The sequence below is a fragment of the Ureibacillus suwonensis genome, assembly GCF_042655065.1.
Taxonomy (GTDB): domain Bacteria; phylum Bacillota; class Bacilli; order Bacillales_A; family Planococcaceae; genus Ureibacillus; species Ureibacillus suwonensis.
In genome coordinates, this window is sequence record NZ_JBHSNQ010000180.1 from 1 (window position 1) to 13,970 (window position 13,970).

Annotated in this window: 16 protein-coding genes; 7 read left to right on the forward strand and 9 right to left on the reverse strand. The window is 40.2% G+C overall.

Translation table 11 applies throughout. The features are described from left to right. Window positions 1-126: 126 nt before the first annotated feature. Window positions 127-1,341, reverse strand: coding sequence for an MFS transporter (locus tag ACFPOH_RS13715; RefSeq protein WP_390310220.1), 1,215 nt, complete (start codon window positions 1,339-1,341; stop codon window positions 127-129). A 229-nt stretch (window positions 1,342-1,570) separates the two neighbouring features. Between ACFPOH_RS13715 and ACFPOH_RS13720 the strand changes: the two genes are divergently transcribed. Continuing rightward, window positions 1,571-2,734, forward strand: a complete 1,164-nt coding sequence (locus tag ACFPOH_RS13720) for an MFS transporter (protein WP_342581846.1) — start codon at window positions 1,571-1,573, stop codon at window positions 2,732-2,734. A gap of 81 nt (window positions 2,735-2,815) precedes the next feature. On the opposite strand, the gene ACFPOH_RS13725 is transcribed toward ACFPOH_RS13720, so the two are convergent. Continuing rightward, the gene (locus ACFPOH_RS13725) at window positions 2,816-3,430 is read right to left on the reverse strand and encodes a DedA family protein (protein ID WP_342470991.1); all 615 of its coding nucleotides are present in this window, start codon (window positions 3,428-3,430) and stop codon (window positions 2,816-2,818) included. 199 nt (window positions 3,431-3,629) lie between these two features. Between ACFPOH_RS13725 and ACFPOH_RS13730 the strand changes: the two genes are divergently transcribed. Beyond that, window positions 3,630-5,159 carry an NAD(P)H-hydrate dehydratase gene (locus ACFPOH_RS13730; RefSeq protein ID WP_390310196.1) on the forward strand — a complete coding sequence of 510 codons (1,530 nt, stop codon included), beginning with the start codon at window positions 3,630-3,632 and terminating at the stop codon, window positions 5,157-5,159. A 141-nt stretch (window positions 5,160-5,300) separates the two neighbouring features. Here ACFPOH_RS13730 and ACFPOH_RS13735 read toward each other — a convergent pair whose 3' ends face one another. From ACFPOH_RS13735 to ACFPOH_RS13745, 3 genes are all read right to left on the reverse strand, one after another. Further along, a complete protein-coding gene (locus tag ACFPOH_RS13735; RefSeq protein WP_390310198.1) occupies window positions 5,301-6,569 on the reverse strand; it encodes a cytochrome P450 in 1,269 nt (422 codons plus the stop codon). A gap of 98 nt (window positions 6,570-6,667) precedes the next feature. Further along, window positions 6,668-7,228, reverse strand: a complete 561-nt coding sequence (locus ACFPOH_RS13740) for a hypothetical protein (protein WP_342580578.1) — start codon at window positions 7,226-7,228, stop codon at window positions 6,668-6,670. Between the two features lie 567 nt (window positions 7,229-7,795). Next, window positions 7,796-7,936, reverse strand: a complete 141-nt coding sequence (locus tag ACFPOH_RS13745; protein WP_342470987.1) for a YpzG family protein — start codon at window positions 7,934-7,936, stop codon at window positions 7,796-7,798. Between the two features lie 191 nt (window positions 7,937-8,127). On the opposite strand from ACFPOH_RS13745, the gene ACFPOH_RS13750 reads away from it, so the two are divergent. Beyond that, window positions 8,128-8,430 (forward strand): YunC family protein, encoded by a 303-nt coding sequence (locus ACFPOH_RS13750; RefSeq protein WP_342470986.1) that lies wholly within the window; start codon window positions 8,128-8,130, stop codon window positions 8,428-8,430. Window positions 8,431-8,472: 42 nt separating this feature from the next. Here ACFPOH_RS13750 and ACFPOH_RS13755 read toward each other — a convergent pair whose 3' ends face one another. Beyond that, the gene (locus ACFPOH_RS13755) at window positions 8,473-9,591 is read right to left on the reverse strand and encodes an MGDG synthase family glycosyltransferase (RefSeq protein WP_390310201.1); all 1,119 of its coding nucleotides are present in this window, start codon (window positions 9,589-9,591) and stop codon (window positions 8,473-8,475) included. A gap of 346 nt (window positions 9,592-9,937) precedes the next feature. Between ACFPOH_RS13755 and ACFPOH_RS13760 the strand changes: the two genes are divergently transcribed. Further along, on the forward strand, window positions 9,938-10,663 hold the full coding sequence (locus tag ACFPOH_RS13760; RefSeq protein WP_390310203.1) for a glycosyltransferase family 2 protein: 726 nt from the start codon (window positions 9,938-9,940) through the stop codon (window positions 10,661-10,663). Further along, window positions 10,656-11,348, forward strand: coding sequence for a lysophospholipid acyltransferase family protein (locus tag ACFPOH_RS13765; protein WP_342470983.1), 693 nt, complete (start codon window positions 10,656-10,658; stop codon window positions 11,346-11,348). Before ACFPOH_RS13760 ends, ACFPOH_RS13765 begins: the two co-directional genes overlap by 8 nt. 46 nt (window positions 11,349-11,394) lie before the next feature. Here ACFPOH_RS13765 and ACFPOH_RS13770 read toward each other — a convergent pair whose 3' ends face one another. Further along, window positions 11,395-11,895 (reverse strand): pyridoxamine 5'-phosphate oxidase family protein, encoded by a 501-nt coding sequence (locus ACFPOH_RS13770; RefSeq protein WP_342580580.1) that lies wholly within the window; start codon window positions 11,893-11,895, stop codon window positions 11,395-11,397. A 188-nt stretch (window positions 11,896-12,083) separates the two neighbouring features. On the opposite strand from ACFPOH_RS13770, the gene ACFPOH_RS13775 reads away from it, so the two are divergent. Continuing rightward, a complete protein-coding gene (locus tag ACFPOH_RS13775; RefSeq protein ID WP_342470981.1) occupies window positions 12,084-12,311 on the forward strand; it encodes a phosphate-starvation-inducible protein PsiE in 228 nt (75 codons plus the stop codon). Between the two features lie 40 nt (window positions 12,312-12,351). Here the strand turns inward: ACFPOH_RS13775 and ACFPOH_RS13780 are convergent, their stop codons facing one another. After that, entirely contained in the window at window positions 12,352-12,687 is a 336-nt protein-coding gene (locus tag ACFPOH_RS13780; RefSeq protein WP_342470980.1) for a thioredoxin family protein, read from the reverse strand. Between the two features lie 66 nt (window positions 12,688-12,753). Here ACFPOH_RS13780 and ACFPOH_RS13785 point away from each other — a divergent pair, with 66 nt between their 5' ends. Then, the gene (locus tag ACFPOH_RS13785; RefSeq protein ID WP_342470979.1) at window positions 12,754-13,017 is read left to right on the forward strand and encodes a YqhV family protein; all 264 of its coding nucleotides are present in this window, start codon (window positions 12,754-12,756) and stop codon (window positions 13,015-13,017) included. Here the strand turns inward: ACFPOH_RS13785 and corA are convergent, their stop codons facing one another. Then, window positions 13,018-13,968: a magnesium/cobalt transporter CorA gene (gene corA / locus ACFPOH_RS13790; protein WP_342470978.1), complete on the reverse strand. Its 951-nt coding sequence runs from the start codon at window positions 13,966-13,968 to the stop codon at window positions 13,018-13,020. Window positions 13,969-13,970 lie beyond the last annotated feature (2 nt).

Sequence of the window (13,970 nt, forward strand, 5' to 3'; positions counted from 1 at the left end):
CACAACATACTGAAAAGGGCCGCAAATTCCCAAACCAATTTCAAAAATAAGGAAACAGAGCGAATGGAAAAACTCATTGTTTTCTCCATTCGCTCTGTTTTTATGGACTTTTTAGACAAGCCCTTTTCATTTCTCTTCTTTTGGTTTTCCTGCCTCCACCAACACTTTATTGCCCACTAAAAAGAAGCTGATCATCAGCATGGCAATGCCCGTACCAATTAATAACAATTCGATGTCAATCAAATCGCTTATCGGCCCGAATATAAGCATTCCCAATGGCATCATGGATGTTGAAATCATCGAAAACACGCCGAATATCCTTCCCAAGTAATCCCCCTCCACTTTTTCCTGCAACAATACAGTCGTAGGTGTATTAAACAGGGGCATTCCTACACCGGCTATTCCCATAATACATAAATAAATCCAGAAGTTTGGCACAATCCCTAACAATAAAGTACAAACCGCAAGAAAAATGCTCGATAATGCCATGGTATGCATTCTGTTTTTAAATCCGCCCCATACGGCAATGACCGCTCCCCCAATCATCATGCCGACAGAAAATGCAATTTCGATTGCCGAAAGCCGCCAAACGTCTCCCCCAAAGGTGCGGGTTACTTGCAGTGGCGTAAGGAAGGAAACCGGCGCCGCCAAAACGAAAAAGATTGCAAAGAAAGTGAACAAAGTTTTTAAAAAGGCATGGTTTTTAATATAGGATAATCCTTTTTTAAAGTCATCAAAATATCCAACTTTCCCTTGTTCCAAAGCTTTTTCATGCGGCGGGATCCGCAAAAAGAACAATAATGTTGCCACCGCAATCGCAGCGGTTACCACATCAATGAAAAACAACATTTCCAATGTGGTGATCGAAAGCAATGCCGCGCTGATCATTGGGGAAACCAACATGACAAATGCCTGGATACTTCCATTAATTCCGTTCACTTTTGTCAACTGTTTTTCCGGTACAATTTGCGGCAATATGGCGCCTACTGCCGGCGTTTGGATACCCGTGCCAATCGATCGGATGATATACATCAGAAAAAGCATCCAAAGAGACTTATAACCGCTCAGGAAGAAAATGGCCAGGATAAGTGTGGCAAGGGCAATCGCCGAATCGGACAGGATAATTAAGATTTTCCTGTTATACCGATCCGCCCACACCCCTGCAAAAGGCGATAATAAAAAGGTGGGAACAAATCCGCAAAGAATCCCAATCGTCATCATGACTCCCGACTGGGTCGTCAAAGTGATATACCACATGATGGCGTACTGGACAATGGAAGAGCCAAAAAGCGATATCGTTTGGCTCGCCAGAAAAATGCTGATATTTCGTTTCCAATTCATATACTGGTTTACTGTCACAAGTATGTACCCCTTTGTTTGATTTGTTTTACTAAAGTATTCCATCACCCTGTATAATTTCTTCAAAACAGCGCAAAATCGCTGGGAAGCAAGCAAATAGTTCACATTTGAACGGACTTTTATATAAAATGGAAATTAACGGATTTGAAATTTGATAGAAGGTGTGACTACATTGGCGGAAAAAAATGCTCAAGCACCCATTTATCCGATTATGATTGCCATCGCATTTGGACATTTGATCAATGATACGGTCCAAAATATAGCGCCGGCCATGTTCCCTTATCTTTCAAGAGACTTAGGTTTTACTTTTACACAGTTGGGGCTTATAACGTTCATTTTGAATATGGTTTCTTCAACCCTTCAACCAATCGTCGGCTTCATCAGCGATAAAAAGCCGATGCCTTACGCTTTGCCGATCGGAATGATAAGTGTCTTCATCGGTTTATGCATGTTCGCGTTCGCAGGTCAATATTACATCATCTTAATTGCGGCCATCTTTTTAGGATTTGGTTCCGCCATTTTCCATCCGGAAGGGTCCCGGGTTTCCTTTATGTCTGCCGGAAACAAACGGGGACTTTCCCAATCCATTTACCAGGTGGGCGGCAATTCGGGACAAGCCATTGCCCCTTTGATCGGCGCCTTTATTCTGGATGCTTTGGGGCAGCGGGGAGCGGCTGTACTCCTTCTTCTCGTAGCCATCGGTATACTTCTATTATTCAACATTTCAAAATGGTATGCACGCCAATTGCGCGCGGAAAAGTTGAATAAAAAGAAAAAGAAAATTCTGGTCTCTTCCCTGCCGCCTTTAACGAAAAAGCAGGTGGGAATTGCTCTGTTATTGCTCTTTACCATCATTTTTGCCCGTTCTTTTTACACAACAAATATCCAAAATTACTATGTGTTCTATTTAATAGACCACTATCATTTAACTACCCGTATCGGACAAATCTTCATCTTCATTTTTATGGCTTTTGGCGTCGTCGGGACATTTTTTGGGGGATCCCTTTCCGATCGCATCGGCCGAAAAAATGTGATTCTACTTTCAGTGGTCGTGCCGATTCCTTTATGTTTGCTGCTTCCGTACATGCCCCTTTGGCTTGTTCCCGTTTTTCTCATTGTCATCGGCACGCTGATTATGATCAGCTTCTCTGTTACGGTCGTTTATGCACAAGAACTCGTTCCATCGAAAATCGGAACAATGGCGGGGCTGACAACCGGATTCGCCTTTGGAATGGGCGCAATCGGTTCAGTTGCGATTGGCTGGCTTCTTGATACGATTGGAATCAACTTGACAATGAAAATTATTTCCCTCTTGCCGGCCATTCTTTTGGTTGCATTTTTCCTTCCAAAAGACCAGGTGGAAAAGGAAGGATGAAAAACGGTGAGCGACATTCGCTTACAAGACAAAAGCAAGCTCCTTGTTCCAATCAAAAAGGATGGGCACTCGCTCCCATCCTTATTTTTTCAATAACTGTTTTTTTCTGATGAACCAGAAGACAAATAAAAGAAAGGCAATGGCAATCACAACATAGGCGATATTTGAATAAACATCCATCACTTCAACAATTTTCGTCCAATTGTCGCCAACTGCGGCACCCACATGGACCAGCACCGTGTTCCAAATCAATGTACCTAATGTCGTCAGCAATAGGAACAGCCAGAATTTCATGTTGCTCATCCCAGCCGGAATGGAGATTAAACTGCGGATGACCGGCACAAACCGGCCGAAAAAGACTGTCCAAAAACCGTAATGGTCAAACCATGCATCCGCTTTATAAACATCATTTCTTGTTAATCTTAGAATGCGCCCGTATTTATCAACGATTTTGACAAGACGCTCTACATCCAATAGCAAACCAATACCGTATAAAATAATCCCCCCCGCTACCGACCCGAGGGTTGAAGCGATAATGACTCCTGTCACCGTCAAATCCGTAAAAGTGGTCATAAAGCCGCCAAAGGTTAAAATGACTTCTGATGGTATTGGAGGAAACAAGTTTTCCAACATAATTAAAAAGAAGACGCCTATATATCCAAAATCCTCCATGATTCCCTGAATCCATGTTTCCATTTTTTCTTCCCCTTGTTCTCTTCATTCTTGATTTTTACATTAACTCTTTCATTATGAAGCTCTTCTTTCACTTAGTCAAACCTATCATAATAAGACTCCTGTTCTTTCCCATAAGTTTCACACTACCGATAAAATGATTATTGTAAAATTAAGTAAAGTGGAAGAATCTCAAAATATCTTATGAAAAGGGGATTAAATTATGTATGTTGCCGATCAAAAATCGATGCAAATCATGGACCGTTATACAATGGAACAGTTGGGACTGCCCGGTGTTGTATTGATGGAGAACGCGGGAAATGCGGTCGTGCAGGAGATTTTGCGCGACTACCCCAACTATACCCGTGTGTTGGTTTTATCGGGACAAGGAAACAACGGCGGCGATGGTTTTGTTATTGCAAGACGTCTGATCGACTTTGGATATGATGTGTCGCTTTGCTTTATCGGCAATGAGGAAAAGTTGAAAGGTGACGCTCATATTCATTATCAAGTGTATCAAAATCGCCGGTTGCCTCTTTATGTTTATCGGGCCGGAGAAGAAGACATCTTCTTCCATATTCAATCGGCGGATGTGATTGTTGATGCGATGCTTGGGACAGGCGTTTCGGGTGAAGTGCGTTCCCCTTTTTACGAAATCATTCAAGCGGTGAATGAATCTCATAAAGATGTAATCAGTGTAGATGTTCCTTCAGGTTTGAACAGCAACACGGGGGAAGTGGCGAATATCGCCATCAAAGCAAAAAAAACCATCACTTTTGCCCTGCCGAAAATCGGATTTTTCGTCGGGAATGGACCGAAAGTGATTGGGGAATGGAAAGTGGCTGATATTTCTGTTCCCGATTCGATTGTTGAAATCCTTCAATTGCCATTGCCAAAACTGTTGGATGCGGAAACGGCGAAAACTTCGCTGCCAAAACGGGTAAAACATGGACATAAGGGGACTTTCGGCCATTGTTTGATCATTGGCGGTTCGAAATATTATGTAGGGGCACCTATTTATACCGCGAAGGCAGCCTTCCATTCCGGCATCGGCCTTGTCACCCTTGCCATCCCGGAAACGATTTATTCACAGGTTGCCGGAACGTGCCATGAAAGTCTCTTCCTCCCGCTTCCGGATACCAATGGTTCGATAGATTGCAAGGCTCTTGAAAACATAGACTATTCCAAATTTAAAACCATTGTCTTCGGTCCGGGATTGGGAAGAGAATGTGACGGCGATGCGATGATTCAAATATTGCTGGAAAAGCTGACAACGCAAACGCTGATCGTTGATGCGGATGGGTTATATTTTCTGAAGAATCATTTGAATCAATTACAACATTATAGCGGCGATATTATTGCAACTCCCCACCCCGGAGAAATGGCGACTTTAACAGGAAAAACTGTTGCCGAAGTTGAAGCGGGCCGTCTTGAAACCGCGAAACATTTGGCATCCACATACGGCATTTATCTATTGTTGAAAGGGCATCGTCCAATCATTGCTACACCAAAGGGAGAGCTTTGGATCAACCCCCATGGAAATGATGCATTAGGGAAAGGCGGCAGCGGGGACGTGTTGACAGGTTTGATTGCCTCCCTGGTTTCTCAACAAAAAGATCCATTAAAAGCCATGTTGAGCGCAAGCTACTATCATGCAACCGCCGCGGAGGAGTTAGGAAAAGAAACATCCAATTATGGAGTCACACCGATGGACATTATCCATGCCATCCCTGTGCTTTTTGGCCGAACTTGATTTTGATAGTCCCACCCGGGATTTTCTCCGGGTGGGGCTATTCTGTATCATCTCGATTCCTGGTCTCCTGGGATTCCAATTGCCAATGGCACAAATATAGGCTGCCTGAAAGAAGGCCCTTTTCAGACAGCCCAGTCCATCTTAATGAATACTTTCCCTTACCCGCTTCACATCTTTCAAAATCACTTTGCTTTTTGGAATGCTCGGAATCGTATTCATTGTAATATACATATCCTGTTCCGGCACTTCATAATCCATTTTATTTATCAAATAATCCAGCGCCATTCCCATCGTTTCGATGGTCAATTGTTCACCCGGGCACCGGTGTGTGGTTTCAACATTTCCCCCTCCTTGGGGAATCAGGCTAAACCGGTCATCTTTCCAATTGGCAAAACGCTCCGGTTGAAATTCATCAGGGTTGTCCCATAAATTTGGATCGTGGTTTGTCCCATAAATGTCAAGCAGCACCAAAGTCCCCTCTTGAATTGCGTAACCGTTCCATGTAAAGCTGCTTTTCGCCTTTGCCACAGCGAAAGGAAAAAATGGATAAAATCGTCTGACTTCTTGAATAAAAAGCGGGGCATAACCGGGGTGCTTTTTTAGCTTTACCCTTTCATGAGGATATTGTGCCAATGCCATGACAATGAAATTGATATAGACGGAAATCGCAATCACGGGACGTAAAATATTGATGATTTCAACAGCGGCCGTTTCGGCATCCAACAAGTTTCCGTCCAAATCTTTATAAAAAACGAACTGATGCATGATGGAGTCTTGCTGTACTTGCACTTCGTCAGAGCGGATTTTTTCCACCAATTTCTCCATCTTTTTTTCCATTCGATTTCTTTTGTTTCTTCCCGCCCAATGCTCCGGACCAAAAGCGGCCGGTGATTCAAACATCGCCCCCAATTCATTCATAAAGGTCTCTGCATTGTCTTCATGAAGCGGATATCCGATCCATTTGAAAGCCGCTTTACATAATAAAGTTTTCATTTCTTCATAAAAGACAATCTCATTTTTTTTACTCCACTCGTCCAATGCCCTCTCCCATTCGATTTTCATAATGTCCAGGAAATTATCTACTTTTTCTTTCGTCATGACATTTAAAAACATTTTTTTCCGATGGCGATGGGCTTCTCCATCAAGAGTTTGAACGGCATTTTTTCCAAACAATGTTTCGACGACCCGGTTCGGAAAAGCATCTTGCCGTTGAAACTTTGATTGGTCATAAAACAATTGGGCTCCTTCTTTTCCCCCTAAACAAACCGCTTTCTTCCCCAATATTCTTGTTTCGAAAATGTCTGTTTGCAAATTTTTTCTGCGGTTTAAAATGTATTCATATCCTTCTTTCAACAGGGTCAGGCTATGATCGATACCTTGATCTCTCGGGATTTCATTGATATTTTCCATCGTTGCACCTCTCAAACCATTCGTTTGCTATGTTGTTTATTTTGCTACATGTTTTCTATTTCATTCAAAGGTGCAACATTTCCCAAAGTTTTCATTCTTTATCCGACATTGTAACGATAGAGCTTGCCCAATCTCTTTTTGTTCATCACCAAATGGAATAACGGACCTTCATATTCCAATTGTAAATTGGATAAACATTGCAAATCATGGGGGGATACAAGGGAAACGGGTTTCCGGAAATTGAAATTTGCCCCTTCTTTTAATACGTGGGCAACAAATTGCGAGCAGAAATATGCATTTTTCCGATAAGAGGGTTTATTGAACGTGTATGTAATAAGCCCGGTCAGATTGTATTTATAATTTTGTTGATTCGTTTCAATGGCTTTTATGATTTCTTTCATGCGAAGAACTTGTTCATCGGTTGCCCAAAAACTGTAAATCGCCCCTCTGCTCCTTAAAAAAAGTTTATTCCGCAAATCTTCTTTTACAAACCCGCCGATAAATGGATTATTGGGATTTTTTCTCCCAAAACTGTACACTTCCTGAAAATCCGAATCAAAAGCGATGGAGGCATGATTATAATTTTTTCTCGTATAAAGTTTGATAATTCTCGTAAAAAGTGTTCCCGTATCAGTAAACAATAAATACACTTTCTCCATATCGACTTTCTCCTTTGTAATATACCCCCATTCTAAAGACAACGCATCAACCTATAAACCGACTAAAGAAATAAATTCCATTCAGTCTTAAGTCGTATTTTCAAATCCATTGGAAATAAAAGAGGTGGAAATCAGGTTGTTGAGGATTAGAGAAAAGATTATGGAAAAGGTGGATATTTGTGCGGAATTTATTTGTCAAATTGCGGACGTTTTCCATTTGTTTCGTTATTCAAAAAATAACAGAACCCGGAAGCTAAGTTCCGGGTCCGGATTTCACAAATTACGACATGAAACAATCAACTCAAAGGTGCTTGATCCATATTCAAATTTGCGCTTGAACAATGGACTTTTACTTCACCATTTTGAGTTTCGGTGGAGTATCAGAGTCAAAATTCTCAGTGATTTTGTCCATCGGAAATCCCTCCTGTTGTTCATGTCGCTTTGTCTTGTGAAATCATTATTTATTATGACTTTTTAAAAAAAATTTATACACGAAAAATCATTTTTTTAAAATTTTAAAACCCGGAAACTGAGTTCCGGGCCCTTTCACTGAATCGCCATGATGAGTTAGTATTGTCTTGCCTTCGCATCGGTTCTCAATAATTGGTTATGAAGCGATATTTCCGTTTGACCATTAATCAGCGATTTTTGATACTTCGGTTTCAAGCTTTGGTTTCTGAGTTTCGGAAAAGCATCTTTACCAGCCATCGGCAATCACCTCTTTCATCATGGTCGATTGTTTTGTGAAAGTATTCTTAGTATGAAATATTCGTCGGCAGTTATGCTTACCTTATATTTTCATTTTTTCGAAGCACACTTTGAATAAAAGGAAAATCCCGCACTTTATCAGAACATTTTTTCCATCGCTCCATATTTTATTAAAGAAAGGAGCGATGTGATTGATTTCCATTGAACCGATTGAATTGCAGGGACATATGTATACCGCCATCACTGTCCATTTGCCGAAAACAACTTTATTAACGATTTCCAATGAAATTGGATACATTATGTGCGGAGCGCTTGATGTACAATTATTGAACACCCGCCTTGCAGACAGAAAAATCATCGCCGGTCGTGCGGTTGGGGTTCGGACGATTGACGAATTGTTAAAAGCCCCTTTGGAATCCGTTACAACCGAGGCGGAAAAATTGGGGATTTTCAAAGGCATGATCGGAGAAGAAGCATTATTAAAAATGGTTTAATCATTTGTGCATAAAAGGAGGCTCCATTTGCCGAACCTCCTTTTAGCTTATAATTTGATGTTTACTTTCAATCAGAGCCATGACATCTTCATAAATAACCTCCGCGGCATTGGGGAAATGTATCTTTTTCATGTTTTTCATTATTCTGTTACGTCGCTCTTCGTCCGTGGCCAACCGGACCGCATGTTCAACCAATTCATCCGGATCATTTGCGACAATTGCCGCACCCTTCGATTGAAAATAATTCGCATTTTCCAACTCCTGGCCGGGTACAGGCCGATAAAGCAACATCGGCACTTGAACGGCAAGCGCTTCACTCAACGTAATACCGCCCGGCTTTGAAATCATCACCGTCGCCATTTTCATCATTTCATCCATATGGTTTGTAAATCCAAATATCCGGACATTGGGACTTCGCGAAAATTCATCCAATAACTGCTTTTTTAAAACCTCATTCTTTCCGCAAATGACCAGTATTTGATACTCGCCATGGTCCAATATTTTTTTCATGACGCCTTCCATATCTTTTAAAACTCCATAAGCCCCTGTCGCAATTAAAATGACAGGTTTTTCAGCTTCCAAGCCATAAGAAGCCAACAACCGTTTCCGATCCACCGGCTGTTCAAACCGGGGATCGATCGGAATGCCTGACACTTTTATTTTGTTGACGTGAATGCCAACGCTTACCAAATTTTCTTTCAGCTCTTCCGTGGCAACATAATATCGGTCAACGGAATCGTGAACCCAATTTTTATGGGCCCGGAAATCTGTAATGACATGAACAATGGGAATTTGAATTCCTGTTCTTCTTTTCAATTCTGGCACAACCGGCATGGGAAAGGTGTTAATGATCACATCCGGCTGTACATCCTCCACCATCCCCTTCAGTTTTCTCATTCCATAATAGTTCAGGAATTTTATATCGAAAAACCTTTTGTTTCTGCTTCCTCCGTAATAAATTAATCCATATAGTTTTTTCCCGTAATTGAAACTTTTTATATATAAATATTTTGAAGCTCTCGTCAATAACGGATGGGAGACATGGTAAAGATCCGATTCTATTACATCGTTCTTTCCCATTTTGGAAAACGTTTTTTTTAAAGTATTTGAAACTTTTAAATGGCCGTTCCCATAGCTCCCCGTCAAAAGAAGAATCTTCAAATCCTTCTCCACAATATCACCCTCGATAACGGAATCCAACTTGATAGAAAATAAACCTCATAGGAATTGACTGTTTTCATCATAATTTTATGCTATATCAATTGTGAAAAATGAACATAAAAATGTTTTCTTAAGGGAAAATAAAATTTTATTAAAATAGTATATATTTAAATACCTTCCCGACTGTAATGAAATTTCTATTTTTGAATATATATGAATAAAAGATTCTTCGGCATCGATTTCATCATTCCCATAAATTCAAAATATTTCAAATTGTCTGTTTTATGCTATAATACTATCAATCTATTGTAAGGCCGACTTAAAAGTTGAGAAAGGAAGGGACGCTATGAACAAAGTCTGCGTTATCATTCCTGCCTTGAATCCGACTCGTGAATTGATCGACTATATTTACGAATTATTAAATTTTAATGTTACGGAAATTGTGGTTGTTAATGACGGAAGCATGGAAAGCTGCAAACCCATTTTCCATCAAATTCAACTGATCCAAAATTGCACAGTGCTGACACATGAAAGGAACAAAGGAAAAGGACGTGCATTAAAAACCGCCTTCGAATACATCCTGAAAAACCGAAATGTGCATGGAGTGATAACTGCTGACGCGGATGGTCAACATTCCGTCGAGGATGTAATCAACATCGCCAAAAAAATGGCCGATGTTCAGAACGGAATTCTCCTCGGTGTCCGGGATTTCGACCAGGATCACGTCCCTGCCAGAAGCTATGCAGGCAATAAAATTACAAGTTTTTTATTCCAATTATTATTTAAAATCAAACTTCAAGATACACAAACAGGCCTTAGAGGCATTCCGATCAAAATGCTTCCTTTCCTTCTTTCTTTGGAGGGGGAAAGGTATGAATATGAAATGAACATGCTGATTGCGGCTGCCAAAAGAAAAATCCCAATCCATCAAATTCCGATTCAAACCATTTACATCAACAAGAATAAAAGCTCCTATTACCATCCGTTCAAAGACTCATTAAAAATCTTTTCAATCATCATTTCCGGAAGCGTCGCCAATAAAAAGCTGAACGAAGGTGAAGAGCATGTCTAATATTTACGGCAAGTTCTTCCTGTTGTCCCAATGGATCGTCCGAAAAATATATCCTTCCTATCGCGTCCAAATCCATGAAAAAGTAAAAGATCCTGTTGTGTACATTTCCCATCATCAAAACCTTTTCAATCCTTTTGTTATTTATTTATGGTTTCCAAAGAGTTTGAGAACCTGGATTCTGCATGTATTTCTTGACCGGAAAATGTGCTTTCGGCAATATGTGGATTATACCTTTACAAAACGGTTTGGCATGAATCGGACTATCGCTAAAATTTGCGCATATCCCGTTTCGTTTATTATTTCAGCCCTTTTAAAATCCGGGAAAGGGATACCTGTATACAGGGAGTCAAGAAAAATTCTGGAGACTTTCCGCTTATCGGTGGAAGCGTTAAAAAGAGGGGAAAGCATCGCCATTTATCCAACAATCGACTATACGAACACTTCCAATGAAGCGAAGGATATGTATGAAGGCTATCTTTTTATCGAAAAATATTATTTTAAAGAAACAGGCAAACATGTTCATTTTGTGCCGTTATACGTCAGCAAAAACAATCGGCTCATTATTTCGGATGAGCCCATCGCTTTTCAGGAAGGCGAAGATTTTTCAAGCGGTCAAAAACGGATCGGGGAATACATGAAAAACAAACTGCAAGAATTGGCGAAACAATGCGGGGATATTGAGTAATAGACAAAATAGAAAAGCGACTTAACAAATTAAGTCGCCCATTTTTTTAATGGCTGATGGCATCGCTCAATTTCCCTGTGATGTCCTCAATCTCCACTTCGAATACCTCCGTCTTTGGCAATATAGGATATCCGCCATTTTCAAATTGCCAATTTGGGTCTCCATATTTTTTCCAAAGACAATCATAAAACCATTCTTTCTTTTGCTCATCTTCAATGCGATGAATCTTTCCAAACACGACGACGCTTATATATGCCAAAGCCGATTGGCAGGCATATTTTTTTCCTGGAACGATTTCTCCCATCTCGCACACTTCAATACAAATCCGCGGATTCTTTTTAATATTTTCCCAAAAATGGCTTTCTCTCAAATTTCCAATATGCAAATATAATTTTGTTCCCTCTTCATAGACAAAAACAAATGGAATCACGTAAGGATAGCCATCTTCGCCCACCGTTGCCACATGGGCCACTTTCGCCTTTCTTAAAAAATCATATGCATCTTCGACAGAAATTTCTCTTTTTTTATTGTGAATGATTCCTCTCACTTCACTCATCCCCTTTCCTTAAATATATATTCTAAATACATCTTTTAAAATCCTTTAAAAAGGGAAAAATTTTTATAATCCCTCCTCTTTGAATAAAAAATTCCATTTCACGTCTGTATTTCAATATCCAAAAATATATAATATTATGGTACTATGGAACATAGGAAAACTTTTAGGGGGAATGAAATATGGGTAGTAAAGCTTTAAGAACAGATGCAAAAATTGTACCTGAACGCAAAGAAGAAGCGTTAAAAATTCTAGACAGTTTAATTATTAAACTATTTGTGAGCGTTCTTGACGAAAAACAAATTATTGAACGCCATATTTTAAAAGAACGCCTTGCAAACCTAATTCAACTTTCAGAACATGACGAAGAGTTAAAAGAAACATTACACGCACTAGTAAACGAATTATAATGATGAAAAGGAGACGTCCGTTCAGAACGCCTCCTTTTTCTTATCCCTCATACAGCCTGGAAATTTTGCCGATTTTCTCTTTCAACAAGTCCATATGCACAATTCCGGCTTCCCGGAAATATTCCTTTCCTTCCACAAAGAACAATAATGCCGGAACCGAAAAGACCGAAAAACGGCCCGCGATTTCCTTCACCTCTTCCGCATCGATAGATCCCAAAGCAATGCGGTGATCGCTTTCCAACAGCTTCTCCACTTGCGGAAGCAGCGCATGGCAAACCCCACAATCCGTTCTTGAGATAAAAAGAAAAGCAAGCGGATTTTGTTCAATAAATGAATTCGCTTCATCCAAAGAAGATAATTTAATCAATTGACTCACCAAACCATTAATATTTTTTCATGGACAAGCATATCATGTTCCAAGAAACAGCGGAAGGATGAAGGATTGGAAAGTGCATTGCTCTACATGGTGTTATTAAGATTTTTATCCGGCAGCATCGAATTATCCGCAGCGACCCTCATGTGGAAATTCAATGACTTGGAAAAAGCCCTGATGATCAATTCCATGTTGGCGTTGGTTGGTCCGACGATCTTGATTGTGACTACCGGCATCGGCATCAGCGGACTTTCCGGGCAAATCTCTTTCTTGAAAATGCTCTTTCTCTTCGCAGGCATTGTGTTCATTATTATCGGAATGAGAATCAAATGATTAAAACCAGCCTTTTCTTTTGAACCACAAAAGCATTGATGCACCAATGAGAAACATGACGAAAAGGGTCGCAAAATAACCATACTTCCAGGACAATTCAGGTATGTTTCGAAAGTTCATTCCATAGATTCCGGCAATGAATGTTAATGGGGCAAAAATGGAGGTGATAATCGTAAGCACCTTCATGACATTGTTGGTTTGATGGGCGTTCAATGATATATAGCTGTCCCGGATATCCGCCGTCACTTCACGATTGGACATGACCATTTCCGACAATTTTAATAGATGGTCATGGATATTGGAAAAATATTCTCTCCTTTCATCAATCTGATTCAGGTTTAAATGATGGGAATTCAACATGCGATATAGCAAATCCCTCATCGGGTTCACGGAATGCAACAATTTTAGCAACATATTTCTTGTTTCCATCAAGTCGTTCATCGGCTGGATACCCGTTTGCTGCATAATGATCTTTGCAAGTTCATCCTCTATTTTGTAAACAATGGGAAAATAATTATCGACAATTTTATCTAATATTTCGTAAAAAACGTAATAGGGATCCCATTGTTGTACGGAAGTTGCCGCAATCAATTCATTCCATACTTTGATCACCTCCACTGAAGGTTGTTTATGAAAAGTGACAATGAACGTTTCCCCTACAAAAAAATCCAGCTCTTCCTTAATCAGTTCACCATTCTCTTCACGAAGGGTATGGGTTATAAAAAACGTATAATGGTTAAAATAATCCAGCTTCGGTCTTTGAAGGTCCTGCACACAATCCTCAATCGCCAAAGGATGAAAATGAAACGTGTCTGATAAATACCGGATTTCTTCTTCCGTCGGTTCGCTGAAATCCACCCAAAACCATTTGAAACCTGAAAAGAGGATCTGATTTAAGGAATCCCCTTTTTCCAAATGGCCTTCCTTTGTAATACCGATGTAGTAAATCATGG

Excerpts from the sequence above, each read along its gene's own strand:
- ACFPOH_RS13730 (WP_390310196.1), top strand. The coding sequence starts at position 3,630 with ATGTATGTTGCCGATCAAAAATCGATGCAAATCATGGACCGTTATACA.
- ACFPOH_RS13765 (WP_342470983.1), top strand. The coding sequence starts at position 10,656 with ATGTCTAATATTTACGGCAAGTTCTTCCTGTTGTCCCAATGGATCGTC.
- ACFPOH_RS13745 (WP_342470987.1), bottom strand. The coding sequence starts at position 7,936 with ATGGCTGGTAAAGATGCTTTTCCGAAACTCAGAAACCAAAGCTTGAAA.
- ACFPOH_RS13725 (WP_342470991.1), bottom strand. The coding sequence starts at position 3,430 with ATGGAAACATGGATTCAGGGAATCATGGAGGATTTTGGATATATAGGC.
- ACFPOH_RS13775 (WP_342470981.1), top strand. The coding sequence starts at position 12,084 with ATGGGTAGTAAAGCTTTAAGAACAGATGCAAAAATTGTACCTGAACGC.
- ACFPOH_RS13740 (WP_342580578.1), bottom strand. The coding sequence starts at position 7,228 with ATGGAGAAAGTGTATTTATTGTTTACTGATACGGGAACACTTTTTACG.
- ACFPOH_RS13720 (WP_342581846.1), top strand. The coding sequence starts at position 1,571 with ATGATTGCCATCGCATTTGGACATTTGATCAATGATACGGTCCAAAAT.
- ACFPOH_RS13715 (WP_390310220.1), bottom strand. The coding sequence starts at position 1,341 with ATGAATTGGAAACGAAATATCAGCATTTTTCTGGCGAGCCAAACGATA.
- corA (WP_342470978.1), bottom strand. The coding sequence starts at position 13,968 with ATGATTTACTACATCGGTATTACAAAGGAAGGCCATTTGGAAAAAGGG.
- ACFPOH_RS13760 (WP_390310203.1), top strand. The coding sequence starts at position 9,938 with ATGAACAAAGTCTGCGTTATCATTCCTGCCTTGAATCCGACTCGTGAA.
- ACFPOH_RS13735 (WP_390310198.1), bottom strand. The coding sequence starts at position 6,569 with ATGGAAAATATCAATGAAATCCCGAGAGATCAAGGTATCGATCATAGC.